At 69.4% G+C, this 21,964-nt stretch carries 23 protein-coding genes and 4 pseudogenes; 8 read left to right on the top strand and 19 right to left on the bottom strand.

Translation table 11 applies throughout. The annotated features are described in order from the left end of the window. Nucleotides 1-37 precede the first annotated feature (37 nt). The 6 genes and pseudogenes from ACIG3E_RS23695 to ACIG3E_RS23670 all read right to left on the bottom strand — a co-directional run bounded on the left by ACIG3E_RS23695 (nt 38) and on the right by ACIG3E_RS23670 (nt 4,560). Entirely contained in the window at nt 38-613 is a 576-nt protein-coding gene (locus tag ACIG3E_RS23695) for a helix-turn-helix domain-containing protein (protein WP_399619730.1), read from the bottom strand. 375 nt (nt 614-988) lie between these two features. After that, nucleotides 989-1,838: pseudogene (locus tag ACIG3E_RS23690) on the bottom strand (helix-turn-helix domain-containing protein). A 24-nt stretch (nt 1,839-1,862) separates the two neighbouring features. Beyond that, the gene (locus tag ACIG3E_RS23685; RefSeq protein WP_399619727.1) at nt 1,863-2,393 is read right to left on the bottom strand and encodes a DUF6879 family protein; all 531 of its coding nucleotides are present in this window, start codon (nt 2,391-2,393) and stop codon (nt 1,863-1,865) included. Further along, nucleotides 2,362-2,625 (bottom strand): annotated as a pseudogene (locus ACIG3E_RS23680) (hypothetical protein). The gene ACIG3E_RS23685 and the pseudogene ACIG3E_RS23680 overlap by 32 nt, the downstream one beginning before the upstream one ends. Before the next feature lie 729 nt (nt 2,626-3,354). Continuing rightward, a pseudogene (locus ACIG3E_RS23675) lies at nt 3,355-4,002 on the bottom strand (transposase family protein); the annotation flags it as partial. Between the two features lie 6 nt (nt 4,003-4,008). Further along, the gene (locus ACIG3E_RS23670; RefSeq protein ID WP_399619724.1) at nt 4,009-4,560 is read right to left on the bottom strand and encodes a hypothetical protein; all 552 of its coding nucleotides are present in this window, start codon (nt 4,558-4,560) and stop codon (nt 4,009-4,011) included. 848 nt (nt 4,561-5,408) lie between these two features. Here ACIG3E_RS23670 and ACIG3E_RS23665 point away from each other — a divergent pair. Then, nucleotides 5,409-5,879 (top strand): hypothetical protein, encoded by a 471-nt coding sequence (locus tag ACIG3E_RS23665; protein ID WP_399619721.1) that lies wholly within the window; start codon nt 5,409-5,411, stop codon nt 5,877-5,879. A 108-nt stretch (nt 5,880-5,987) separates the two neighbouring features. On the opposite strand, the gene ACIG3E_RS23660 is transcribed toward ACIG3E_RS23665, so the two are convergent. From ACIG3E_RS23660 to ACIG3E_RS23640, 5 genes are all read right to left on the bottom strand, one after another. Continuing rightward, entirely contained in the window at nt 5,988-7,820 is a 1,833-nt protein-coding gene (locus ACIG3E_RS23660; protein ID WP_399619719.1) for an ABC transporter ATP-binding protein, read from the bottom strand. Nucleotides 7,821-8,053: 233 nt separating this feature from the next. After that, entirely contained in the window at nt 8,054-8,479 is a 426-nt protein-coding gene (locus ACIG3E_RS23655) for a lasso peptide biosynthesis B2 protein (protein WP_399619716.1), read from the bottom strand. Continuing rightward, nucleotides 8,467-8,763 (bottom strand): PqqD family protein, encoded by a 297-nt coding sequence (locus ACIG3E_RS23650; RefSeq protein WP_399619714.1) that lies wholly within the window; start codon nt 8,761-8,763, stop codon nt 8,467-8,469. Before ACIG3E_RS23650 ends, ACIG3E_RS23655 begins: the two co-directional genes overlap by 13 nt. Then, the gene (locus tag ACIG3E_RS23645; protein ID WP_399619712.1) at nt 8,757-10,397 is read right to left on the bottom strand and encodes an asparagine synthase-related protein; all 1,641 of its coding nucleotides are present in this window, start codon (nt 10,395-10,397) and stop codon (nt 8,757-8,759) included. Before ACIG3E_RS23645 ends, ACIG3E_RS23650 begins: the two co-directional genes overlap by 7 nt. A 183-nt stretch (nt 10,398-10,580) precedes the next feature. Beyond that, complete coding sequence (locus ACIG3E_RS23640) at nt 10,581-10,754, bottom strand: hypothetical protein (protein WP_399619709.1); 174 nt, start codon at nt 10,752-10,754, stop codon at nt 10,581-10,583. Between the two features lie 222 nt (nt 10,755-10,976). Here ACIG3E_RS23640 and ACIG3E_RS23635 point away from each other — a divergent pair. Beyond that, nucleotides 10,977-11,786, top strand: a pseudogene (locus ACIG3E_RS23635) (IS5 family transposase). A 135-nt stretch (nt 11,787-11,921) separates the two neighbouring features. Here ACIG3E_RS23635 and ACIG3E_RS23630 read toward each other — a convergent pair. The 4 genes from ACIG3E_RS23630 to ACIG3E_RS23615 all read right to left on the bottom strand — a co-directional run bounded on the left by ACIG3E_RS23630 (nt 11,922) and on the right by ACIG3E_RS23615 (nt 14,228). Further along, nucleotides 11,922-12,227, bottom strand: a complete 306-nt coding sequence (locus ACIG3E_RS23630) for a hypothetical protein (RefSeq protein ID WP_399619706.1) — start codon at nt 12,225-12,227, stop codon at nt 11,922-11,924. Nucleotides 12,228-12,303: 76 nt separating this feature from the next. Then, entirely contained in the window at nt 12,304-12,684 is a 381-nt protein-coding gene (locus tag ACIG3E_RS23625; protein WP_399619703.1) for a DUF742 domain-containing protein, read from the bottom strand. 61 nt (nt 12,685-12,745) lie between these two features. Next, nucleotides 12,746-13,693, bottom strand: coding sequence for a helix-turn-helix domain-containing protein (locus tag ACIG3E_RS23620; RefSeq protein WP_399619700.1), 948 nt, complete (start codon nt 13,691-13,693; stop codon nt 12,746-12,748). 328 nt (nt 13,694-14,021) lie between these two features. Next, entirely contained in the window at nt 14,022-14,228 is a 207-nt protein-coding gene (locus ACIG3E_RS23615) for a hypothetical protein (protein ID WP_399619697.1), read from the bottom strand. 610 nt (nt 14,229-14,838) lie between these two features. Between ACIG3E_RS23615 and ACIG3E_RS23610 the strand changes: the two genes are divergently transcribed. From ACIG3E_RS23610 to ACIG3E_RS23595, 4 genes are all read left to right on the top strand, one after another. Further along, nucleotides 14,839-15,306 (top strand): Pycsar system effector family protein, encoded by a 468-nt coding sequence (locus tag ACIG3E_RS23610; protein ID WP_399619694.1) that lies wholly within the window; start codon nt 14,839-14,841, stop codon nt 15,304-15,306. Nucleotides 15,307-15,499: 193 nt separating this feature from the next. Then, the gene (locus ACIG3E_RS23605) at nt 15,500-15,736 is read left to right on the top strand and encodes a hypothetical protein (protein ID WP_399619691.1); all 237 of its coding nucleotides are present in this window, start codon (nt 15,500-15,502) and stop codon (nt 15,734-15,736) included. A 25-nt stretch (nt 15,737-15,761) separates the two neighbouring features. After that, nucleotides 15,762-15,926: a hypothetical protein gene (locus ACIG3E_RS23600; protein WP_399619689.1), complete on the top strand. Its 165-nt coding sequence runs from the start codon at nt 15,762-15,764 to the stop codon at nt 15,924-15,926. Between the two features lie 51 nt (nt 15,927-15,977). Next, nucleotides 15,978-16,220 carry a DUF6207 family protein gene (locus tag ACIG3E_RS23595; RefSeq protein ID WP_399619686.1) on the top strand — a complete coding sequence of 81 codons (243 nt, stop codon included), beginning with the start codon at nt 15,978-15,980 and terminating at the stop codon, nt 16,218-16,220. A gap of 156 nt (nt 16,221-16,376) precedes the next feature. On the opposite strand, the gene ACIG3E_RS23590 is transcribed toward ACIG3E_RS23595, so the two are convergent. Continuing rightward, on the bottom strand, nt 16,377-17,342 hold the full coding sequence (locus ACIG3E_RS23590; RefSeq protein WP_399619683.1) for a quinone oxidoreductase family protein: 966 nt from the start codon (nt 17,340-17,342) through the stop codon (nt 16,377-16,379). Between the two features lie 91 nt (nt 17,343-17,433). Between ACIG3E_RS23590 and ACIG3E_RS23585 the strand changes: the two genes are divergently transcribed. Both ACIG3E_RS23585 and ACIG3E_RS23580 read left to right on the top strand, forming a co-directional pair. Beyond that, the gene (locus tag ACIG3E_RS23585; RefSeq protein WP_399619681.1) at nt 17,434-18,060 is read left to right on the top strand and encodes a TetR/AcrR family transcriptional regulator; all 627 of its coding nucleotides are present in this window, start codon (nt 17,434-17,436) and stop codon (nt 18,058-18,060) included. Nucleotides 18,061-18,145: 85 nt separating this feature from the next. Continuing rightward, the gene (locus ACIG3E_RS23580; RefSeq protein WP_399619678.1) at nt 18,146-18,409 is read left to right on the top strand and encodes a hypothetical protein; all 264 of its coding nucleotides are present in this window, start codon (nt 18,146-18,148) and stop codon (nt 18,407-18,409) included. 547 nt (nt 18,410-18,956) lie between these two features. On the opposite strand, the gene ACIG3E_RS23575 is transcribed toward ACIG3E_RS23580, so the two are convergent. From ACIG3E_RS23575 to ACIG3E_RS23565, 3 genes are all read right to left on the bottom strand, one after another. After that, the gene (locus ACIG3E_RS23575; protein ID WP_399619676.1) at nt 18,957-19,469 is read right to left on the bottom strand and encodes a hypothetical protein; all 513 of its coding nucleotides are present in this window, start codon (nt 19,467-19,469) and stop codon (nt 18,957-18,959) included. 491 nt (nt 19,470-19,960) lie between these two features. Beyond that, entirely contained in the window at nt 19,961-20,587 is a 627-nt protein-coding gene (locus ACIG3E_RS23570; protein ID WP_399619674.1) for a hypothetical protein, read from the bottom strand. A 115-nt stretch (nt 20,588-20,702) separates the two neighbouring features. Then, on the bottom strand, nt 20,703-21,749 hold the full coding sequence (locus ACIG3E_RS23565) for a NucA/NucB deoxyribonuclease domain-containing protein (RefSeq protein WP_399619671.1): 1,047 nt from the start codon (nt 21,747-21,749) through the stop codon (nt 20,703-20,705). Nucleotides 21,750-21,964 lie beyond the last annotated feature (215 nt).

Raw genomic sequence — 21,964 nt, 5'->3', positions numbered from 1 at the left:
CCCACTGAATTCAGCACCCACCCAACATTCCGTGACGCTAGGCCGCAAACCCAATATTCGAAACATACTCGAACTGCCCCCACTGCGATCCAAGATCCACAACAGCGTCATCGCCCCATGCCTCATCAAGGGCCGCACCATCCCCCCTGACCCACGCCTCAACAATACGGCCCCAGTGACGGACATTCAGCGTGCGGAACTCCACCACCCGCTGACGGGGCCGCTCCACCTGCGACTGGTTCAACGGACGAAACTCCACCCTAGTCCCCCGGCCATCACGGTTCAGACGCGCCAGAAGATAACGGGCCACGTTACGGCGACGCACCGCCCGGTAAGCAGCCTCGATCTTCTCCAAGTTCCGCTTCGACGGACTCCGCTTACCCTCCAGCCACGCCTTCACCGTACGGTCAGTGACCGTCAACCCCGCCTCACGCGCAGCCTCACGAGAACGCTCACTACGCGTCAGGTAGTGCAAACGCGCCACCAGGCCACGCCTCACAGTAACGGGTGTAGCAATGAAACCAGCAAGCCGGTCAAGCTGACGAGCAACAGCCTCATGACCCTTGATGCCACGAGCACCGTACTTACCGAACTCATCATTCCTCTCCGGCATCCCGCCTCATTCCCCTTCCCGACGTCCGTACACCGCAGCCTCCAGAATACCTCAAATATCCTCGCCCTGCCGTGAATTGCAGCATACCCAAAGTGCGAAACGCGTTAATTCTTGGGTCACCAGATATCAAGGCGCTGAGAGCAGTCACTAGCTATAACTGGACGCTGGCTACTGGTCATCTCGCCGCTCGCCCCGCACCGGAAATCACGGACAAGGCCCTAGATGACCACGAGCGACGGCTGAATGCCCTGGAGCACGGGCGCTGCCGACGTTCGCAGCTCTCGCCGGTGTAGTCAGCACCGGATCCGGTCTGTTAGTCCTCCCGCCCGCTGAGGCCCCTCGCCCCTGCGGGTGAGGGGCCTTCGTGGTGCCTGGTCAGTGCAATGCTTCGATCGCCCGGAGGATGAGGGCCCGGGCTTCTGCACCGTAGACGGCCATGCTTCGCAGACGTTCAAATGTCTTCAAGTACTGGTTGACCTCGGAAGGTTGGGCGACGCGTACCTCTGCTGACGCGAGTTCCATGGATACCAGCTTGTCGTCGTAGATGTGGAACGTCTCCTCCGGCCAGTGCGTCCGCGCGCTGCCTATGGGGATGATGCCGAGGGAGACAGCAGGCAGGGCACCCGCGGTGAGCAGGTAACCGAGTTGGGCGGCCATGGCTTCTGCTCCAGCAATCCGGTAGAGCAGGACTGACTCTTCGATCACCGCCACGAAGCGATGTCCCGGCTCGTGGATGAGGTGGGAGCGCTCGATGCGTGCGCGCGGCGTCCGCGCTGTCGTCCGCTGAGAGGTCGTTGGAGTCCGCAGCGATACGGAGCACGGCAGTCGCATATCCCTCGGTCTGGAGGAGCCCTGGTACGAGGCTGGAGGAGTACACGCGGAAGAGTTCGGTGCTCCGGAAGAACTGGACTCGGCTCTCTTGGATGTGGCGTAGCCCGGAGCGCACCTGGTGTCGCCACTGCTGGTACAGCGTCTCGGCGTTGATGGACTGGACGATCAAGTCCTGTGCCTGATCACTACGGCCAGTGGCGGCGCACCAGCGGCGGATGTCTTTCGCCGAGGGCCTCGTGAGGGCGTTCTCGATTCGGGACGTCTTGGAATGGTGCCAGTCACACGCGGCAGCCAGTTGTACGAGTGTCATCCCGGCCTCCTTGCGGAGGGTGCAGAGCTGCCGGGCCACAGCTTCGCGCGCGGCCTGGGCCGATGAGGAGGGTGAGACGGGCATGGACTGGCTGCCGGTGCTTCCTGGTCAGTTGATCCGGTACTTGTCGTGCGGTATGGCACGCTCCCACACTGCTGCGAAAGCGTCCTTGCACAGCTTCGCGGCTGAGGGGTCTTCTGAGATCTCGTGTCCGACCAGCGCGCCGTCGCCTGAGAAGTAGCCCCAGCGGACGGTACGGTCGTCGAACAGCCAGAAGTCGTTGCCGGGCAGGCAAAGGGGTGAGGTCTGGCGGCGGGGCAGCCAGCGCACTTCCTCACCTGCGTATGTGTTGACGGTGGTGGAAGCGTGCTCGTACCGGATGTAGTCGGATACGGGTTCGGACACGATGCGGGCTCGTCGGACAGCGACGCCGCGGGTGACGGCCTGGGCGACGAGGTTGACCCAGGGCGCCCAGTCCTTCGAAGTGGGGTCGGTGTCGAGCTTGCCGGTCTCCAACCAGGTACGGAAGTCGTCGGCTTCGGCAGTCACGCCGTACTGGTCTCGCATCTCCAGGTGCACTGCGGTCCGCGTGCAGTTGTCGATCAGCTCAGCGATCGTCGGTTCGCTCGTCGAGGACATCGCACGCCTTCCTGATCATGTGAGTCATCCTCGCAGGGATTCGGATCACCGCCTCGCCGTCCGGGATGCCGACGGCGTGGCCGGGCGTCTCGAACGCGGCGCATTCAGCTGCGAGTTCGGGGGTGGGCTACCACCCTTGGATGACAAGTTCCCGCTTCTTCTGGTCGACCCACACGGTGGGACTGTCGGCGGTCTTGGTGTCGGGGTCGATCCCGATGAACAGTAACGGCACGTCAGCCTCCGTCAGCAGCGTGTGCAGTTCTTTGCATCACGGTCGAGGGTGGAAAGGCTCCGGGTCAAGGGCGTGGTCAACACGTAGAAGGGGTGCGGGCGTAGGTCTGCACAGATCTGCACAATCCTGGAAGTCGGTTCCGGGGCGCTCCTAGCGTCGAAAGACAGACACAGCAAGCACCCCGGCGGCGTGTGACCGGCCCCGGGGCGTGGCCGACTGCCAAGGAGTCGATATGGGTGAGAGTGCGGCCCCCGTGCCAGCGTCGAGAAGCAGTGCCCGAGCGCAGGTTGCTGTGCGGGTGGAGAACCGGCTGATCGATGACTGGCTGGCTCAAGCTCACCTTCTGACGGGCAGGGCCGGGTGGGAGTGGACGGACGGCTACGTCGCGATGATCCCGCTCGGGCGGTGCTTCGACGCCGTACGCGTACCCGCCCCTCAGGTACACGCCGCGGCCGCCAGCGACGAACCCGCCACCGTGGCCGCGGCCCTCAAGGACTGGCTGCGCGGCCCGGTCATCCGGGACCTACGCAGCCCCCAAGGCCCGTACTACTTCCTCGTGGCCCCCGGCGCCCAGTGGGACGGCCCGCAGGATCGCCTGAGCACCGGCACCTACCTCGGCGTCCCCCGCGTACGACACATCGCCCACCTCATGACCTGGACCGTGCCACCCGAGCACCCCGGCAACCTGTGCGACACCACCGCCCTGCACACACTGAGCGTTCTCCAGTCTCACGCTGACAACGCGAAGGGAAGGACGAGGACAGCCTTCACGGCATTGGTGATGCGGTTGGTGCTGCAGCGGAGCTTACGCAGAAGGCGCCAGCCCTTCAGGGTGGCCATGGCCTGTTCGCCAACGCAGCGGATCTTGGCATGGGTGGTGTTGTGGCGGCGCTGCCATCTTTTGAGGTGGCGGCCTCGAAACGGTACCCGGACGGGTCCGTCGGCGCCTTGGTACGCCTTGTCCGCCCAGCATTTGAGGCCCGCTTCGGTGAGGGCTTCGATGATCCCGTGTACGCGGGCGGCGGTCAGGTCGTGAGTCGAGCCGGGCAGGGCGGGTGAGGCCCAGAGCAGCCGTCCGAATGGGTCGGTCAGGACCTGGACGTTCATACCGTGGCGTCTGTGTTTCCCGGAGTAGTACGGGGTGTCGGCGGCGATGCGATCGATCGGCAGCAGCGTGCCGTCGAGGATGACGAACGCCTTCTCCCGGATCGTCTCCATCGCCTCGGCCAGGGACGGGGCGAGCAAGGACAGCACGTCCACGGCCTCGCGTATGTAGCGGAAGGCGGTCGCAATCCCGATGCCGAACCCGGCGGCTAGCTGGGCGTAGGTGTCCCCGCACCGCAGGTGCGCCAGAGCAAGCAGGGTCTGGCGGCCCGCGGTGCGTCACTTTTGCTTACGCACCCAGTCGTGCAGCTTCTCGAACGGCGGCTCCCTGGGTGGCCGCGGCTCCTCGGGCAGCTGCTCCTTGGACGGAGGCCTGGAGTCCTCCAGCCTGACGATGCCGTGGTTCACTTCCCGTATCGTCGCACGCATCAGTGCTGCCGGAGGGATGCCGAAGAGCCCGAACACGACCAGGAACGCAATGATCGATCCCGGCTGGCCGCGAGCCACATCTCCGAACAGTGCATTCGTCATGACTCCCAGGACAGTCCACATGCCCCCTCCCCACACCAGCCACGACAACCAGTGATGGTCACTGCGGAACCGCCGCAGCGCTTCGGAGCGGATGACGTAACCGACGCGGAAGTCCTCGCCGCATTCTTCGCAGGTGAGCACAGCGGCGCGGCGAAACCCGCTGTCCTCGGGCGTCTCTCGGAGTGGCACCACCGGCGAAACCGGGTGATCGTACACGAAGTGCGTGTTGCGGTAGTAGTCCACTTCCACCCGGGTGTGCACCAGCTGGACATATTGGGTATTGGCGCATGTACTGGTCACCCGGACCAGTACACCTCAACTGCTGTTAGCTGGCACCGGCCGAATCACGCCATGACGGATCGGCCACCTATCTCCGTCCACTCTTCGAAGCGGCAATCCCTCCCGCAACGCGGACCGTTTCCTCGACGGCTTGTGTGGCTAGAGGGAGGGCTTTGGTGACAGGGATGTGCGCACCGTTACCGGCAACGTGCGCTCATCCCTCGCAGGTGTGATGGCGTGCCGCTCGACGACGGAAGGTCGTGCGTTCGACGTGGAATCCAGAAATGTCAACAAGGGGCTCGCTGGGAGGCTTCAGGGCGGCTTCCTCTGTCAGTTCTTCCCCGGGCAGTTGCACTTCACGGAACGTTTTCCAAACTCAGCTTGAGGCGTGGGGCCGACGGGCAGACGCCGCCACCGCGTCCCGATCTCCCGGTGCTGGACGGTGAGTTGCCTGCCCAGGTATCGCAGCGTACGGCCGGACGGATCCATCGACGATGGGTAGACAAGCACGCGAAGCTCCTGGCAGACACGGGTGATCTTGGTCGAGGACCGTCTGCCAGGAGCTTCATCGTTGCGCAGGAGCGTCCAACTCACGGTCGACATCACGAGGTTGGAAAGAGCTCACTGCTCACCACCGCCGAACCCCTACGCACCGTGGGCCCATGACGGCCGCCGACTGTGAGGACTACGCGTTCCCGATCTGTGCGGCGCCTACCGCAAGCACCTCGACAGCTGCCCACTGATCCACACCGGCCTGCTCACCAACTGCGTCGAGGGCGCGCCCCTGGCCGCCGCGTGGCTGGAGGAGGACTGGCCCGGCTACAGGGCCACCGGAACGAGCCCACGCTTGTACCGGGAGGTGCGAACTGGTGCCTGACGTGACCCGGGGCCTGCTCCTGGCCGTGGTGCCCGCCCTGAGCGCTCTCTGCCTGGAGCAGCGCTCAGGGGCCGTGTGCGTGTGGTGCCCGCGCGTGCTGCCGTCCGGCGAGGGTGTCGGCCTCAGCCCCGACGGGCGCCTGCGCGCCTGCACGCCCTGCCACACCATCCAGGCCCGGGCCCTGGCCACGTATCTCGACTGGTATGACCACACCGTCACCTGCCTGTACTGCCCCTTCGGCCCCTGTGAGCGCGGTCAGGCCCTGGCCGCGCAGCACGTGGCCGCGCGGGAGCATGCCGGGAAGCCGGAGCTGTCGTGCGTGGGCTGCCGATCCTCCATCGCCTGCGGCGAGGTGATCCGCCCGTACCTCGGGCAGGGGCTGAACAGACCGGTCTACGGCTACCTCCACGCCCGCGGATGCCCCACCCCCACAACAGGTCGCCCCGCGCCGTGGGGTCTGTGACGGTCACCCGTGCCCTCCCCATGGTCCGGTCGCAGATCACCGTAGTGCGCGGCTGCGACAGCGGGGAGCGAAGGGGAAACCAGGGGTACGGCGGGCGCCGTCGTCTGGTTAGCGGCGGTCCTCTTGCAGCTTGACCATCTCGAAGAACTCCCCGGCTTGGCTGATGAGTTCGTCGTACGTTCCCGCCTCGGCGATGCGGCCCTGGTTGAGGACGATGATGCGGTCGGCGAGGCGGGTGTTGGCCAGCCGATGGGTGACGAACACGGTCGCCCGTCCGGCGGCGAGTGCCCTGAGCCGGGTGTAGATGCGGTGCTCGGCGCGGGCGTCGAGGGCGGCGGTCGGCTCGTCCATCACGAGTACGGGGGCGTCGCGGTGGAAGGCGCGGGCGACGGCGATGCGCTGCCACTGCCCGCCGGACAGGTCGTGGCCGCCCCACCAGGAGCGGGCCAGGGAGGTGTCAAGGCCGTTGGGGAGTGCGGCGATGACGGTGTCGGCGCCGGCGGCCTCGGCGGCCGTGTGCACGGCGGTGTCGCCGTCGGGGCGGGGCTGGCCGAGGGTGATGTTCTCGCGGGCGGCCAGTGGCCAGCGGGTGTAGTCCTGCGGGACGAGCGCGACCTTGGACAGCACCGCGGCTGGGTCGGCGTCGGCCAGGTCCACCCCGTCCCAGGCCACCGTGCCCGTGGTGGGGAGGAACAGGCCGGTCAGGACGCGGGCGAGGGTGCTCTTGCCTGCGCCGTTCTCACCGACCAGCGCGATGACCTCGCCCCGCTTGAGGGTGAGGGTGACGCCGTCGAGCGCGGGCTGCTCGGCGCTGGGGTAGGTGAACGAGATGTCCTGGGCTGTGATGGTCTGCGGTCCGTCCGGGGCGATGGCGGCGGTGCCGGGGTGGGCTGTCCACGGCTGGGCGACCGCCAGGAAGCGGGCCCAGTCGTCCAGCGACAGTGAGGTGCGAAACAGCCGGGCTCCGGCCCGCACGGTGGTGGCCAGGGCGGCGCCGGAGGCCCGTACGGCCAGGGCGGCGGTTCCCGCCGCGGCGAGCTCCATGCGGCCACTGGCCACCAGGAGCACGAGCACGCCCCAGGTCGCGGCGGTGCCGACGGCGGTGAGCGCGTCTCCTATGGCCTGCACCACCAGTGCCTGCCGCGTCGCCCGGAGCTGCTCGGCCTCCAGGCGGGCGGAAACGGTGCGGTACTGGCGGATCAGGAAGGCGGCCATGGTGCCCGCGCGGACCTCGTCGGCGGTGTTGCGCTCGGTGGTGTAGGAGCGGAAGACGTTGCGCAGGCGGGAGTCGGCGAGATTGCGGTGGTGGGCGGCGTGCTCGATCCGCCCGCCCCGTACGACGCCCCAGGCGCACGGGATCACGGAGAGGACCAGCAGGGGCAGCATGACCGGGTGCAGGACGGTGATCACCGTCGCTGCGGCGGCCAGCTGGGCGGCGGCGGAGGTCAGCAGCTGGGCGTCGAGGATGAGGTCGCCGGTCTTGGCCGCGCCGTCCGAGGCGGCGGTGCGGGCGCTCTCGAAGTCGGGGTCTTCGTAGGCGACGAGGTCCGCGGCGGTGGCCGCGGTGATGACTTCGAGGTCGGCCTCGCGCACGGCCTTCGGCGCGAGTTGGGCGGCGGCCGCGCGGGCGGCGGCGTCCAGCAGGTAGCGGCCGGATGCGGCGAGCGCGAGCAGCGCCACGGCGGCCAGGTTGTCGCGCAGACCGGCGGCGATGTCGTGCCCGGCGAAGACGGCGGCCAGCACGCGGGTGGTGGCCGCGAGCGCGGTCGCGGTGAGCGCGGCGGCGCCGATCTGGCAGGCGAGCAGGGCCAGGACGGCGTGGGGGTCGGTGTGCCAGCCGAGCCGGGCGGCCTGGGCGAGAGTGCGCGGAAGACGGCGCGCTATCGCGCCGGTGGACAAGTGGATGCTCGCCTCGAAGTGCCGGTCTGCGGCCAGGCGCATGATCGGTGGCTGGCCCGCAGGGGTGGGCGGGGATGCGGGAGAACTCACGTCCCCCATGAGGACGGCGGCCGCAGCAAAGGGGCAACGGGATTGCCCGCACGTCCCGTATCGCTCCTGGTCGACCGGACACGGCGTCAGCTTCGCCATCCGATTTTCACCCATTCGCGTGAGTCCGTGATCCGAGGCGGGGAGGCTCGGGCCAGCCCCGGACCACGGCAATCCGGGGCGGCCCTCTACGGCACGGACAGGACCGATATCCAGGGTCGGTCGACGGCGTCGCCGACGTCGCGTCCGATGGCGCCTTCGGGGACTTCCGCCCACGCATGGGCCGCGTCCGGCAGGAAGCGGGCGTCGAGCACCCAGCGGGCCTGGCGGCCGGTCAGCGCGCTCGCGAGGACGGTGGCGAGGCTGATCTCCATGCACGCGATCCGGCCCGGCCACCAGGAGGGGATCACCGCCAGCACTGCCGCATAGAGGGCTTCCAGGCGGTTAAGGCGCGCGTACGGCAGACCGCGCAGCAGCCGGATGGCCGCGATCTGCCACCGCAGGGGCAGTCTGCTCACGGCCAGGGAGAAGGCGAGCGCGACGGCGGCCACCAGCCGGTCGCGCCGGGGGGCGGTGGGCCGGGCAGCGGGCACCATGGCCGTCACCGCCACCACCGCCTTCGGCGTACTCGCCGCGGCTGGTCGGTGTCGACGAGCACGCCGACGGCCAGGAGCTCTCCGACGAACGCGGAGATCTGCCCGTCGACCGTCTGCACATCCTGGCCGGTGGGGATGGCGATCTCCTCGGCGAGCCCGGTCGTGCCGCCGCGGACCACGAGGGCGTGCCAGATGCGGGAGGCGTCCTCATCGAGCATGTGCCACTGCCTGCGCCTGACATCGAGCACGACCGTGCCGTGCTCACCGGCGGCGTGGTGGACGTGCCGGGCGGGGGTCAGCATGCCGCCTCCAGTGCGGGGCGCTGGCCGGTCAGCCACCAGCAGGTGACCAGCAGCAGGTGCAGCTCGGGGATCGCCTTGGCGCTCTGCCCGCGTGCCGCCTGGGCAAGCGCGGCGGCCGCGGGCGCGGGGTCGATGAGGCCGGATGCCGTCAGCGGCCCGGCCTGTAGCAGGGCGTCGAGCCGGTCGCGGTGGCGAGCGAGTCCGGCGATGCGCTGGGCGGTGAACGAGCCTTTCGAGCGGCGCGCAAGGAGCCAGTCGGGCAGTTGCGGCAGTGCGGCCCGCAGCAGCGGCTTGTAGACCACCAGACCCCGCCGGGTCAGCGCCGGGACGGCGAACGCGGCGCGGACGACCTGGTTGTCCAGGTACGGGTACACCGGTCTCACGCCGAGTTGGTGGGCGTAGGGGGTCCAGCCGCGGGCCGAGGCGCCCATCGCGCGCAGGGTGGCCCACTGGTCGAAGACGTCGGCGTGTTCGGGCTGCGTGTCGCGGGCGGCCTGCCGCAGCAGCGTGGCCACCTGGTGGCGTCCCTGGTCGGTCAGCCAGGTGGTCGCGGCCCCCAGGCGGCACCATCCCCAGCCGCTGTCCGCTGCCTCGGGCGCGAGCGGGCCGCGCTCCAGCTGGTCGGCGGTGTACTCCAGGGCGCCGCGCCGTCCCAGGGCCGCGGCCTGCTTCAGCGCCTTCCAGTACGGGCCCGGCGCGCGGTTGCGCAGCCGGGCGAACGCCACGGCCTGACGGTGGGCCTGACGGCGGCGGCCGTCCTGGAGCAGGCGGACCCAGCAGGCTGCCGAGGCGTCCAGGACCACATCCCCGCCGTGCCCGGTCAGATGCAGCGCCAGCCCCTGCACCGGTGTCAGATACTTCGCGTCCATCGCCCAGTTGGCCAGCGCGAACACCGGTGCGCCCCCACCCGCCGCGTGCGGCGGGAAGGCGAACGGCAGCTCCCGCTCGCCGCCTCGGGCGAGGGTGTGCCTGATGCCGGCGTGCGCGGCGACGCGGGCGGCGAAGGAGGCGTCCTCGCCGCTGGTGTAGCCGTCGGTGTAGGTCACCGCGTGCACCGCGCCCGCCTCGGCGGCCAGCACCGCGACGGTGGAGGAGTCCAGGCCTCCGGACAGATCCGCCCCCACCGCCCCCTGGGCGGCGCGGACACGGTGCTGCACAGCGTCGGTGAGTACGTGCCCGAACCGGGCGGCACCTTCCCGCAGTTCACCGACGGGCATGAGGGCGGTGACGTCGACGAACTGCGGCGGCGCCCCCGACACGAGCAGCAGCCCCAACCCGCCGGGCACCAGATGGATGTGCTCGTACGGGGAGCGGTGCGGCCAGTGATGCTCACCGGCCACGATGCCCGCGGCCAGCAAGGCCAGGTCCGGCACGAGCGGGCGGCCAAGGAGCATGGGCTCGCTCGCCCACGCCACACCGTCGGCGCGCAGGGTGTAGTAGACGGCGCGCACCCCGGCCAGGTCGCCGCACACGAACCGGCGTCCGGCGCTCTCGGCGACCACCCAGTACGAGCCCGGCCACTCGGTCAGCTCTGCCCACCGGCCCGCCGCTACGGCGGCCAGGGCCTCATCGAGCTCGTGGTCTGCGGCTCCGCAGTCGCCCAGCACGGCCAGGCGGGCACGCGCGTCGGCCACCTGCCGTACTCTTCCGTCCCCGCCGTGCCGTACTCCGTCCAGGCCCTCGATGGGTGCTCCCCTCCTCGGCGTGCTTCTCGAACAGGTCATCCACTGCGTTGTCATCCCGCCTCCCGGTGCCGTGTCATGAGCGCGGGGCCCGGCATGCCGGGCCCCGCGGTGAAGACCGCCGTACGGGGCGGGTCACTCGAAGTACCACTCCTTGTCGGCGTCGTTCTCCTTCTGGCTGCCCAGGGTGAGCGCGGTGACCGGGTGGGTGCTGATCTGCGGGGCGAAGCTGCCGGTGGGCGGCGGCGCGAGGGCGGTGTGCGTGTCTGCGGGGGCGGTCTTCGCGGCGTTGGTGGTCTGCTCGGCCATGGCCGGGCCTCCCTTGTCGTCGGTGGATGGGGCGGTGGTGCTGCTTCCATGTCACCGCGCGGCAAGTCCGGTTCCCAGAGATGGAGTTGGGGACTTGCTGGGAGTGGATCTGGGAGGAATCTGGGACGCGTCTGGGACGTCAGCCCGTCTGGAGCAGGTTGAGGACGGCTCGCTGGTAGATCGCGTACACCGTGGGGAGCTCGGCGAGGGGTATCCCGCGACCTGTCCGACGACCGCTGGGAACTGATCGAACCCGTGCTCACCGCCTGGCAGACCGGCACCGTCAAAACGCCCTGAGCTTCGGCCGCCCGCCCGCGCACGACCTGCGGCGCCTCATGGACGCCATCCTCTACGTCGACCGCACCGGCGTCCCCTGGCGCTGCCTGCCCCACGACTTCCCGCCCCACCAGACCGTCCACGGCTACTTCGCCCAGTGGCAACGCGACGGCGTCTTCACCCAGCTCACCGGCCTGCTACGGCGCCTGGTCCGCGAGGCCGAGGGCCGAAGCGGCGAGCCCTCCGCCTGCATGTTGGATTCCCAGACCATCAAAACCTCCGCCAACGTCCCCCGCTCCGGCCAGGGCACCGACGCCGGGAAACGCATCATCGGCCGCAAACGCCACCTCGGCTGCGACACCCTGGGCCTGTTGCTGACCGTCCTGGTCACCGCCGCCGACGTCTCCGACACCGCGGCCGGTGTGACCCTCCTGTCGCGGATCGCCACGGCCCACCCGCGGGTGACCAAGGCCTGGGTGGACGCGGGCTACCGCACCACCGCCATCGACCACGGCGCCCGCCCGGGCATCGACGTCCAACCCGTCGCCCGCCCACCGGGGCGCCGCGGCTTCGTGATCATTCCCCGGCGCTGGACCATCGAACGCAGCATCGGCTGGCTCATGCACCACCGCCGCCTCGCCCGTGACTACGAAACCCACCCCCCACCGCAGCGAAGCCCTCATCCACCTCGCAATGATCGACCTCATGAACCGCCGCCTCACCGGCAAAACCACCCAAAACTGGCGCGGAACCTGACTCCCTAGAGCCAGACACCCACCACAGGACCAAACACTCAGTGAGGCCGATAGGCCCGAGGTCCTGGCCGCGGGACCTTCGCGCGGGCCGGGTCCTGCCGTCGCAGGGCTTGGGCCCGCCGCCGGCAGGCCCGGTTCAGCCGGTGCGGGCGATCACGTCGAGCTGGACATCGAGCGCGGCGAGGCAGGGGTAGTCCAGGAGTCGGGAAATGGTGGGTCGCCGCTTCTGGCCGAGGTAGGCCGCGGTCACCTCCTGAGGCGTCACGTCGAGGGAGCGGGCCAGCGCAATGGTCTGCTCGGGGTTGAGGCCCTCGTCGAGCGCGAGGGCCGCGAGGATGCTGACCGTGTCGTGGGTGTCGTGGGTGTCGCGGGCGTCGGCGTCGTAGCCGGCCAGCCGGGCCCGGTGCAGCAGCCAGTCGGCAAACGGGTTGGTGTCGTCCATGGGTGTCTCCTTCGCTCTGTGCCGCGGTGACGGCGGAAAGAGGCGGCGGCGGAGATGCGCGCGCCGTGGTCCGGGTTCAAGGGGCACTGCGGCGTCGTGGGCAGGAGGAAGCGGGCGGCGTTCTGCAGAGCCGGGGCGTGGTAGGCGGCTCGCCGCGCAGCGCGCGCAGGATCCGGCCCAGCAGTGCGGTGTCGGTGCTGGTGTGGGTGGCGGGCTGATGGATGGTGACAAGGCCGGCCTCGGCGAGGTCGGCGACGAGGATGCGGACGACGCCGAGGGGCATGTCGAGCAGGGCGGCCGTTTCGGCGAGGGACCTCACTTCTCGGCACAGCGCGCAGATCCGCTGGTGTTCGGGCAGTTGCTGAGCTGCTCGCGTGGGATCGGCGGTCGTCAGTACCAGAGCCTCGATGGCGAGCTGGTAGCGCGGCCGCAGGCGGTTGGGGGTGATCAGGGGCATGCGTTCCTCCCCCGGGGACGCAAATGCGTCGGCGGGCGTGGGTGCGAGGCAGGGTGTGGGGTCAGCCGAAGGCGTCGGCGGGCATGGAGGCCGTGCGCAGGGGCGGTCTGGGCAGGGTGCGGGCTGCGTGCCACAGGGGGCGGATGTCGACGAGCTGGCCCTGGAGGGCCATGACAAGGCGGGCGGTGGTGGGCCAGTCCGGCACGCTCTGGCCAGTGAGGGCCTGGGTGATGTCCGCCGGTGTGAGGGGGCGGTGGCTGCGGCGCGCGATGCACTCGGCATCGGGCAGTGCGGCCGCGATGTGCAGGCCGCGCAGGAAGCGGTGGAAGTCCTGGGCGGCCTGCTCGGCGGTGGTGACGCGGATGTCGAGGGGCTTGCCGTGGGCAGTGCGCCACAGCGGGTAGAGGGTGGACGCGTCCTCCGCGCACGCTTGGGTCAGGGCTTTGGTGACCGGCCAGGAAGGGCGGCGTTCTCCGGCCAGAACGCGGGAGACGTAGGACGGGGAGATACCGGCGTGGCCGGCGAGGTGGCGCAGGGTGCGGCCGCTGCGGGACTGCAGGAACGACAGTGCGGCGGCGAGCTGCTGCTGGGCGGAGCGCGGCGCGATGCCCTTTCCTCTGCCGGGTGGATCGGAGTCGGTGTCCGTGCCGTCGGCAGGCGGGGGGTCCAGGGGCACGGCCGGGCGTTGGCGGGGCACGGTCCCCGGTCCGTAGGCCGTGGCAGACGTTGCGCCCGGGGGGCGCGTGGTGTGCTCCAGGCGCCGGTTGAGGGCGTCGGAGGTCCACTTCTTGCGGAGCCGTTCGGCGCTGATGCTGAGGTGCGCGGCGAGGTCCTCCCAGGATTCCCCGCGGGCACGGCCGCGGCGGATGACGGCGGCCTCAAGGGCTTCCAGGTGACGCTCGAGGCTGACGCGGTAGGCCAGCAGCTCGGCGGAGCCCTGCTCCTCGAAGGCCGCGTTCACCATGGCGTTGCCCTCCCTCTGGAAGGTCTCCGCTACCTCGGTGATCACCGTATTGTGCCGGGCTGTCTGGGCGGCGTCGTCGGGGGTCTTGCGGCGGGCGTTGGGCCGGCAGTCGGTGCTGCAGTATTCCTTGGGGCGGCCCGGGCCGGGCTCGCACGTGAACGGGCGCCCGCAGTTCGTGCAGACCCGGCGCCGTGGAAGTGCCATCACAGGGGTGCCCCTTTCAGGGGGTGCTGCCGGACCCGATTTCGCGCGCATGGCGGTCGTTGATGGCCCGGACGGCAGCAAATTCACTGCTGACGTGGTTCGACGGGGCGGGCCGGGACCCGCTTCGGGTCCCGGCCGCGAGTGTGCGGCCCCGCAGGGCCGCACAAGGTCACATGCGACGAACTCGCCGGTAGGCCACGTACGTTGGCTGCGCCGCGGCGGCCGCCACGGTCACCAGCGTGAGCGTCACCGGGGTCAGCGTGCCGCTGATGGCAATGAGCGGCAGCACCAGGAGGGCAATGAAGAAGGCACCGCGTGCCGTGACTGAGAAGTCATCAAAGTCACTGACAGTTTTAAATGCCGTGGAAAACGGCATGATAGCTTCGCAGCCCGAAGACAGTGGCACATGCTGGCTCTGACTTCGGAACTTAAATTGGTCTGGCGACATGAAGGGGTCTCCCGTCATCGGTCGTCGGGCTGGATCGTGAAGATCGACAGGCCCTGGCGGGGCGTCCAAACCATTGCCAGGGTCTCTGTCTTCCCGGTCGTATACCGGTGCCCCGGACCCTACTTCGAGGACCGATCGTCGCGCTATCGCCACGTAGCGTTATGGGCATATGCGACCACGCGCCCACCCCAAACCCCGTTCTGTCCTCACGACGTCTTCTGAGCGCACACTTTTCGCCATCAAGCCCAAGAACAGCGCTACGAGCGCACGCAATTGAGCGAAGAATGACCAGTTCCGTTCAGACGCGCGCAACCGAGTTCTGGCCCACGCTTTCTGGGTCTACGGAACTTTCGGGCATACCGGATTTGCTCCAACCAGATCCCGGCCCGCAGGAATGCCCATTCTGTCAACACCAGTACGAACCCAGGCGAGCTCGCCCAGCGCACGCCCGGCGCCCGGACGAAGCCACCCTTGCCCCCGCAAGGGCCGCCGCCGGCGCCAAGCCCGCCCCGCACACGACGACGAACGGGAGCACCCGATGACCACCACCCCGCCGCGGTTACCCGCCGTCCCCCAAGAGCGCACCGACGCCGCCCTTGCGACGCTCCGCAGCGAGCTCGCCCGAAGCGACAGCAAGGCCGCCTTGCTCCTGGCGCTGACCGGCGCCGCCATACTCGGGACCATCTCCGCCGCAGCCACCACCGACTCCCTGCCCCTGGCGGCCCGGATCATCGGGACCCTTGCCCTGGCCGCCCTGCTCGCCGCCACCGTCCTGCTGCTACTGGCGGTCCGCCCGGTCTTCGGCGCCATCGACTGGACGAGCTGGCACCGACTCCCCCTGCCCGAGCTGCACACCCGCCTCGCCCAGGGCCAGCAGCCCGCCGAGGTCAAAGCGCTGGCCGCCGCCCCCCACACGAAGTTCACACGCCTCCAGCGTGCCATCGACTGCATCCTGGCCGCACTCACCCTGCTAGCCCTGGCCGCCCTCCTGACCGCCTCCCTCTAGCCCCACGCAGCGCCGGCCTCGCCCGACCGAGCCCCTGACCCATGCGTGATCAAACTCCGCCGGTATGACGCGCATCCGCCAAAGTGCGATGGCACGCGCTCAGGGCCCGGCGGCGGAGGGCAGTGGGCACCGATAAAGCGGATGCGGGGGCTGTCTTTGCGCCGAAATTCGAACATGCGATCTAATCACGTGCATGGACCGGCACACCTTCCCCGCAGATCTCCTGAAGGCCCAGGAAGCCTGGTACGTCACCTACCAGCACCTAGCCGACGTGCCGACGAGCGGCGCGGCCGCGCACCGGCGCCGCCTGCTACGGCTGTCCCGCCTGATCGCCGCCCACCCCTACTGGCAGACCCCGCACGGCACCCCCGCGGCCCGCGTCGCACTCAAGGAACAGGCCCGCGCGCAGGCCGCAGAGGCGCGGCCGTGACGCTCACCGACCGCCAGGTGCGCACATGCGAGAGCTCGCCCGGGCGGCGGGCCTGGCGTCGACCTCGTCGGTCTACTACCAGCTGCAGCGGCTGCGTGAGCAGGGCGTGGTCGTGGAGAACCGCGGGCGGCGCAGTGCGCGCTGCCCTACTGCAGACGCTGACCGGCGGCCGGGATCCACGTGCGGGTGAACACCCACGTGCCCGTGAACCGCGCGACCACCTCGGGGCGTCGGCGCGTGTATGAGCTCTCGCCCCGCCCACCTGTCCCTGCCCGGCATGGCCCGCATCACCGTGGAGGCCGCCGACGAGCAGACCGCGCTCGCCGTGGCCCGCCGCCTCATCGCCTGCCACAACCTCACTGGCCCGGCGGTCTTCCGGGTGCCCGGCGAGGAGGGGGCGCGGGTGCAGATGTACGGTGACGCGACACCGCTGACCGCGTGCCCGGCATCCGACGGCGGCTGGATGCCGCCGCAGGAGCCGTAGCGGGCGCCGGAGGCCTGCGGCAGGTGGCGCCGGGCGACTCCGAGTGGGCAGGGGGATCTCCCGCAGCTCCTCGTCCGACACCGCGACCAGGGTGTCCTTGGAGACCTCGTAGCCCTTGCCGGTCGGGGCATGACGCGCCTCGATGCAGTTCCTGGTTCAGGGAAGCAGCAGGAGTTTGCCGGTGGTTGCGCGGGACTCGATGTCGCGGTGGGCCTGAGCTGCGGCGTGGAGTGGGTAGCGGTGGCCGATCCCCGGGTCGAGGTTCTTGTTCCGTACCAGGTCGAAGAGGTCGGCGCTGTGGCGCAGGAGTGCTTCGCGGGTGGGGATGTGGTCCCGGAAGACCGGATAGGAGATCTTGATGCTGCGGGGCAGTTCCCGCATGTTGACCACCGGGGCCGCGCCCAGGACGGCCCCGTAGTAGAGCAGTAGTCCGTGCCTGTGCAGCACGCTCATGGACGCGCGGAAGGTGGTTTCGCCGCCGCCGTCGAAGACGACGTGGACGCCCTCGCCGCCAGTCAGGTCCAGCACCGGCTCCACGAGCGCGGCGCTGGTGGACAGCACGACGTGGTCGGCGCCGGCCTGGCGGGCGGTGTCGGCCTTCTGTGCGCCCGACACGATCCCGATGACGGTGCCGCCGCGGGCTTTGATGAGCTGGGTCAGTTTCTGCCCGAGGCCGCCGGCCGCGGCGTGCACCACGGCGATCTGGCCGGGCTGGATGTCGGCGGCCTCGGTGACGAAGTGGTGAGCGGTGATGCCCTGCATCATCAGGCTCGCGGCCACGTCGTCGGGGATGTCGTCGGGCACCGGCACGGCGTCGGCCGCGGGCAGCACGATCTGCTCGGCGTAGGACCCGTAGGCATACACCCAGGCGGCCCGGTCACCGACGGCGAACTCGGTCACGTCCGGGCCCAGCGCGCTGACGCGGCCAACGCCCTCCACTCCGGGCACGAAGGGGAGGTCGCCGGTGGCCGCGCCGAGTCGGCGGGCCCCGGTGTCCATGAAGTTGACCCCGGCCGCGGTGATGTCCACGCGGATCTCGCCCGGTCCTGGTTCGGGGATGGGGAGGTCGGAGACGTGCAACTGCTCGGGTCCGCCGAGTTCTTCCACAACGATGGCGCGCATGTCAGGCACCCTTCCTTCGTTCGGATGCCGTTCACTGCCCCTCGCATAAAATGGACCAGCAAGTCCAATCCTGGAGCCTCGGGAGGCATCCGTGACCATCGGCGCAGACGGAGCGGAGCGATTGACCCGCAAGGGCAGGGAAACCCGGCGGCGCATCGTCGAGGGCGCGGCCGAGGAGATCCGCGAGCGGGGTGCCGCCGGTGCGACCCTCGACGACATCCGTGCCCGCACCGCGACCAGCAAGAGCCAGATCTTCCACTACTTCCCCGGCGGGAAGGAGGAACTGCTCCTCGCGGTGGCCGCCCGCGAGGCCGACCGCGTCCTGGAGGACCAGGAGCCCCACCTCTCCGACTTGCGCACGTGGTCGGCCTGGCGGGACTGGCGCGATGCGGTGCTGCGGCGCTATGAGCAGCAGGGCGTCAACTGCCCGCTGGGGTTACTGCTCACCGAGCTGGGCCGCACCACTCCGGCCGCGCAACAGCTGACGGGCCAGTTGATCAGTACCTGGCAGGCGGCCCTGCGCGAGGGCGTCCTGGCCATGCAGGAGGCCGGCGAGATCGACCGTCGGCTGGACGCCGACCGGACGGCGGCCGCACTCGTCGCCGCGGTGCAGGGCGGGGTGACCATCCTGATGGCTACCGGCGGCATCGCCCACCTCGAAGCGGCTCTCGACACGACGCTGTCCCTGTTGCGGAACGGTGCTCAGGATCGGCAGTGACCCGACAGGTGAGAGGTCTCTCATCCCTATACACATTTTTTGTCAGTACTTCTGGCGACAAGTCATGCTGCCGTACGGTGCGGTCATGACGACCAACGCAACGCGGCAGAACGCCGGACACTCTCTTGAGCAGCACCTTCAGCACCTGGAGGACCGCATCGAGATCCAGGACCTGATGGTGCGCTACGGCCTCGGTCAGGACCTGCACGAAGACGGCGACAACGACGTCCTGGCAGTGGGACTCGGTGTTCGAGATGGCGGCGACGTGCCCGACGAGCTCGTGTGTTGGTCGCCCACTGCGGGCGCAGTGCCGCGCCGGCGGCCGGGAGTTCCCACGCGCGCTCGGTAACCCGCGTGCCGATCGCCACCCCAGGCCCATCAGCCTCTGCGTCGTCGCGCACCGTACGGTCGACCCACAGCGTCGCCTTCCAGCCGCCGCTGCTCTTGCGTGCCCGGCCCCATCGCGGCCCCCAACGCCAGGCAGGCCAGCTCGCCCTCGGATGTCTCGCCGCCGTTCACGACTGCCTCCAGGTGGAGCCGAGGTCCAGGTGTCCGAGCCTGGAGGAAGGCCCCGCAGCGCAAGAGCTGCGGGGCCTTCGCTCGTGCGTCTGCCTGCCAGGTGTTGCGAGAGCTGCCGCAGCACCTGTAACTCGCTCAGTCCCCCGTCGCTTTGTGTGGCGGAGCCGGTGGTGGCTGCCAGCCTGGCGGCGCTGCTTCAACGAGGTCGAGTTCCCGATCCAGGTAGACCTCACCGCCGGCGTCCGGGAAGTGGACCAGGAGCTCATCGGTAGCCATGCGTGCCATGACCGTGCCGATGGGGTCTTCGGGATGGTCGGTTGATTCCCGCGGCCTTACCTGGTCCCCCGGAGTGAAGCGCCGGGGCTCATCGGCATCGTTCAGTTGTCTTGTGCCAGACATGAGTCGCGTCCCCTGTGTTTGCGCGGACCCTTTTGCCCCTTGGCCACGTAGGCGGTGACGATGCCCTTCTGGCCCATGTTCCTTCCGTGGAACTTCCAGTCAGCGTAATCCACCCACACGCACATCGTGCGCTTCGCCAGACCCGCCCGGAAGGGGTAGCAGTAGAGCGTGTAGTAGTGACCGTTTGTCTTGCATATGCCCCTGTTGAAGGCGCCCTGCCACTTCTTCTTGGCTTTCCGGTTGTAGGGGTGGCTGGGCTTGTGGTGGTGGCGGCCGCCCTGCTTGATGTGGGCACGGCCGAACTTCGAGTTCCCGGCGCGCAGGATGGGGTTCTCGCCTCCCGGGGAGGCCAGCGTGTGGAAGCTACGGTCCACGATCTTCGCCGCGCCGTCGCCGTCGCGGATCGGGCCCGGGCTCGCCGTGGCGTCCGGGGCAGCGATGACGCAGGCTGCGACAGCCGCGGGGATGACTAAGTACTTCCGGTGCAACACAGTTGACTCCCGATGCTCGTACGCACGTTCGAGTGATCTTGCCTCATTCGCCTCACTCGTACCGCTAGAAACCTGCCGTTATTTGGACAACCTGCGCCCCTCGTGACGGGTCTGCCCTCGCGCCAGAATTCGAGAGCACGGACTCGCGTCAGGCCTCCGCACGCCCCACTGCGGGCCCACCCCCGTCTCCACGCGGTGGAGCGGACTGCTGACCGAGCTGCCCGCCGACGTCGGCGACAGGCCCGGCCGACGCACCTGGACGTCGGCCGCTTCCGCCGAGCTATCGGACCCGGCTCACGAAATCACGTCGCGAGCACCCATCACGCACTCGCCGAGCACGACAAGAGGGTGTCGCACCTCGAGCCCGTCGAAACAGCGCACGCCACTTCACCGGCTTCCAGGACGTCGGTGGAAGCCCGCCCCCTCGGGCAAATACGCGGTGTACTCATCTGCGAGCTGGCGCTACAGATCATCCGGTAAGAACTACCTGGTCACTCATCGCCCCTCGCCTCCTCGAGGTGAGCGGAGCACGGCATCACCGGCGTGCTGGCAGGGGCGGTGCCGTCGGGCAGGCCTGCGGCGTCCGCGGCTGCTTCAGCGGCTTTGGCCTGGGCGTAGTACTCCGGGTCGGGGTTGCGGCTGCGGTGGCCGGTCTGGTCGGTGAGCTTGTGCCGGACTTCTGGTGCGCGCGGGGCGGGCCAGACCTGGATGAGGTGCTCCTCGGGCGGGCCGGCCGGGTCGAAGGCGGTGTCACGGCCGCGGACGTGGAAGCGGAAGCGCCACCACCGGTACTCGTCCTCGCCGCCGCGCAGGGCAACGTCGATGAGGTCGTCTCCGACGGGCTCACCGACCATGGGCCCCTGCCCGGAGAAGTACAGGCTGATGTCGACGACCTCGTCCCAGCCGTCCGTGTTCAAGGCCGGCGGTTCGGTGCTCTGGACGTCGAAGGTGACCTCGAGGTCGCCGTGCGGGATACCCGTCTTCACGCTGGCATACGTGCCCTCCACGTTGACAGCGACCAGCCCATTGCCCGCCCGGCTGCTGTCGATGTCCTCATCGGGCGCCTCGGCGTCGGTGTCGAGCAGGACGTACTGGTGATACAGCACAGGAACCTTCACGGCCTCAGCCCTTCTCTCTGGCGTCGCCTGCCCGGCCTGACGGGGTACGGGGTGGCCGTGTCCGCTGCGTCGGGCGCGGCCACCCCGAGAATTACACCGTCTGCACGGCCGGGTGTCAGACCTTCACCCAGAACGCGTCACGGTGCACGATCCGCTCCTTCTTCTGGAAGGTCTGGATCCGGCCGCCCTGCTTGTCCTGTTCTTCCTTGGGCACCCAGGCGGTACCGCGGCTGTCGGCGGGCACATGATGGCCGCCTTCACGGCTACTGGCGAAGGGGTACTCGTCACAGGACAGGCCCGGCCGGGGCGGCCGCTGCCCGCGCGGGCATACCTTGTCCCTGTTGTCCTGGATGGCCCGCTCACTGGCCTCACGGTGCAGCGGCTTGCCCGAGCCGATCCGCCCGTAGTGGCCGCCCCCGGCCTGGACCCGCCGGATGTTCTTCGCGATGTCCGTCAGGGACCCCATGGTGGTGAGCACCGGGATGTAGGTGTGGTGCGCGCAGCCCGGATTCAGGGTGCGGCGAGTCAGTGCCCGGTTCCAGAACGTGTCGTCGCAGCGGAACGGCACCGAGCGGTAGTCGAAGCCGCCCGGGGTGTAGCCGGGCTTGGTGAAGGTGTAGATGTACTTGGCGGACGTGTTGTCCTTCTGCAGCTTGGCGACCTTGTCCTGGTAGTTGACCTTCCCGGAGATCTCCGAGCCGCCGAGCTTGCGGCCGCGCGGGAACTTGTTCGTGGGCTTGCACTTGCTGCTGCCGCAGGTGACCTTCAGGCCCACCGTGATCCCGCGGGCGTTGCCGACCAGGCGCGCCTTGCCGACCTTGACGGACTCCGACCACTTCAGCGACTTCTGCTTCAGCGTCATCCTGTGCGTGATGTCGAAGTGCGCCGAGCCGACCGGGCGGCCGTTCCTCAGCACGTTCACCGTCGCACCGACCATGATGCAGCTCTGGTAGCGGTTGTAGATGGCCTTGCCCCGCTGACAGGGCACCGCAGCCGCCCCGCCCTCCGCGGGCGCCGCCTGCGGCTGCACGGAGCCCACCGTCACCCGCAGCACCGGCTCCTCGGCTGCCGCGGGCGCGGCCTGCGCCACCGACACCAAGCCCCCGGTCAACGCCACCGCCGCGATCCCCGAAATGATGCCGTAGGTGCGTCTGAGTAACATAGGCGAATTCCCCTCCCTGCCACGCTCCCCCGAGACACCCCGTGCGCCTCAACGGCAGTGGCAGGGCCACGACGCTACGCCCTTCACCGCCTTCGCTTACGCACACATCGGCATGCGTGACCAACTTCCGCCCCCGGTATGGCAAGTTCCGGGCGCACTCCCCCACGCTGGATCTTCCCCTCGCGCCGGGGAAGCAGGCGCACGGCCCGCCGGGT

Source organism: Streptomyces sp. NPDC053474 (genome assembly GCF_044544845.1).
In the GTDB taxonomy this organism is placed as follows: domain Bacteria; phylum Actinomycetota; class Actinomycetes; order Streptomycetales; family Streptomycetaceae; genus Streptomyces.
Note: the sequence above shows the minus strand (reverse complement) of the source record. Positions and strands in the feature narration are given on the sequence as shown.

Excerpts from the sequence above, each read along its gene's own strand:
- ACIG3E_RS23580 (WP_399619678.1), top strand. The coding sequence starts at position 18,146 with ATGACGACCAACGCAACGCGGCAGAACGCCGGACACTCTCTTGAGCAG.
- ACIG3E_RS23610 (WP_399619694.1), top strand. The coding sequence starts at position 14,839 with ATGACCACCACCCCGCCGCGGTTACCCGCCGTCCCCCAAGAGCGCACC.
- ACIG3E_RS23600 (WP_399619689.1), top strand. The coding sequence starts at position 15,762 with ATGCGAGAGCTCGCCCGGGCGGCGGGCCTGGCGTCGACCTCGTCGGTC.
- ACIG3E_RS23640 (WP_399619709.1), bottom strand. The coding sequence starts at position 10,754 with ATGGCCGAGCAGACCACCAACGCCGCGAAGACCGCCCCCGCAGACACG.
- ACIG3E_RS23685 (WP_399619727.1), bottom strand. The coding sequence starts at position 2,393 with ATGTCCTCGACGAGCGAACCGACGATCGCTGAGCTGATCGACAACTGC.
- ACIG3E_RS23630 (WP_399619706.1), bottom strand. The coding sequence starts at position 12,227 with ATGGACGACACCAACCCGTTTGCCGACTGGCTGCTGCACCGGGCCCGG.
- ACIG3E_RS23605 (WP_399619691.1), top strand. The coding sequence starts at position 15,500 with ATGGACCGGCACACCTTCCCCGCAGATCTCCTGAAGGCCCAGGAAGCC.
- ACIG3E_RS23615 (WP_399619697.1), bottom strand. The coding sequence starts at position 14,228 with ATGCCGTTTTCCACGGCATTTAAAACTGTCAGTGACTTTGATGACTTC.
- ACIG3E_RS23595 (WP_399619686.1), top strand. The coding sequence starts at position 15,978 with ATGAGCTCTCGCCCCGCCCACCTGTCCCTGCCCGGCATGGCCCGCATC.
- ACIG3E_RS23660 (WP_399619719.1), bottom strand. The coding sequence starts at position 7,820 with ATGCGCCTGGCCGCAGACCGGCACTTCGAGGCGAGCATCCACTTGTCC.
- ACIG3E_RS23650 (WP_399619714.1), bottom strand. The coding sequence starts at position 8,763 with ATGCTGACCCCCGCCCGGCACGTCCACCACGCCGCCGGTGAGCACGGC.
- ACIG3E_RS23565 (WP_399619671.1), bottom strand. The coding sequence starts at position 21,749 with ATGTTACTCAGACGCACCTACGGCATCATTTCGGGGATCGCGGCGGTG.
- ACIG3E_RS23695 (WP_399619730.1), bottom strand. The coding sequence starts at position 613 with ATGCCGGAGAGGAATGATGAGTTCGGTAAGTACGGTGCTCGTGGCATC.
- ACIG3E_RS23625 (WP_399619703.1), bottom strand. The coding sequence starts at position 12,684 with ATGCCCCTGATCACCCCCAACCGCCTGCGGCCGCGCTACCAGCTCGCC.
- ACIG3E_RS23590 (WP_399619683.1), bottom strand. The coding sequence starts at position 17,342 with ATGCGCGCCATCGTTGTGGAAGAACTCGGCGGACCCGAGCAGTTGCAC.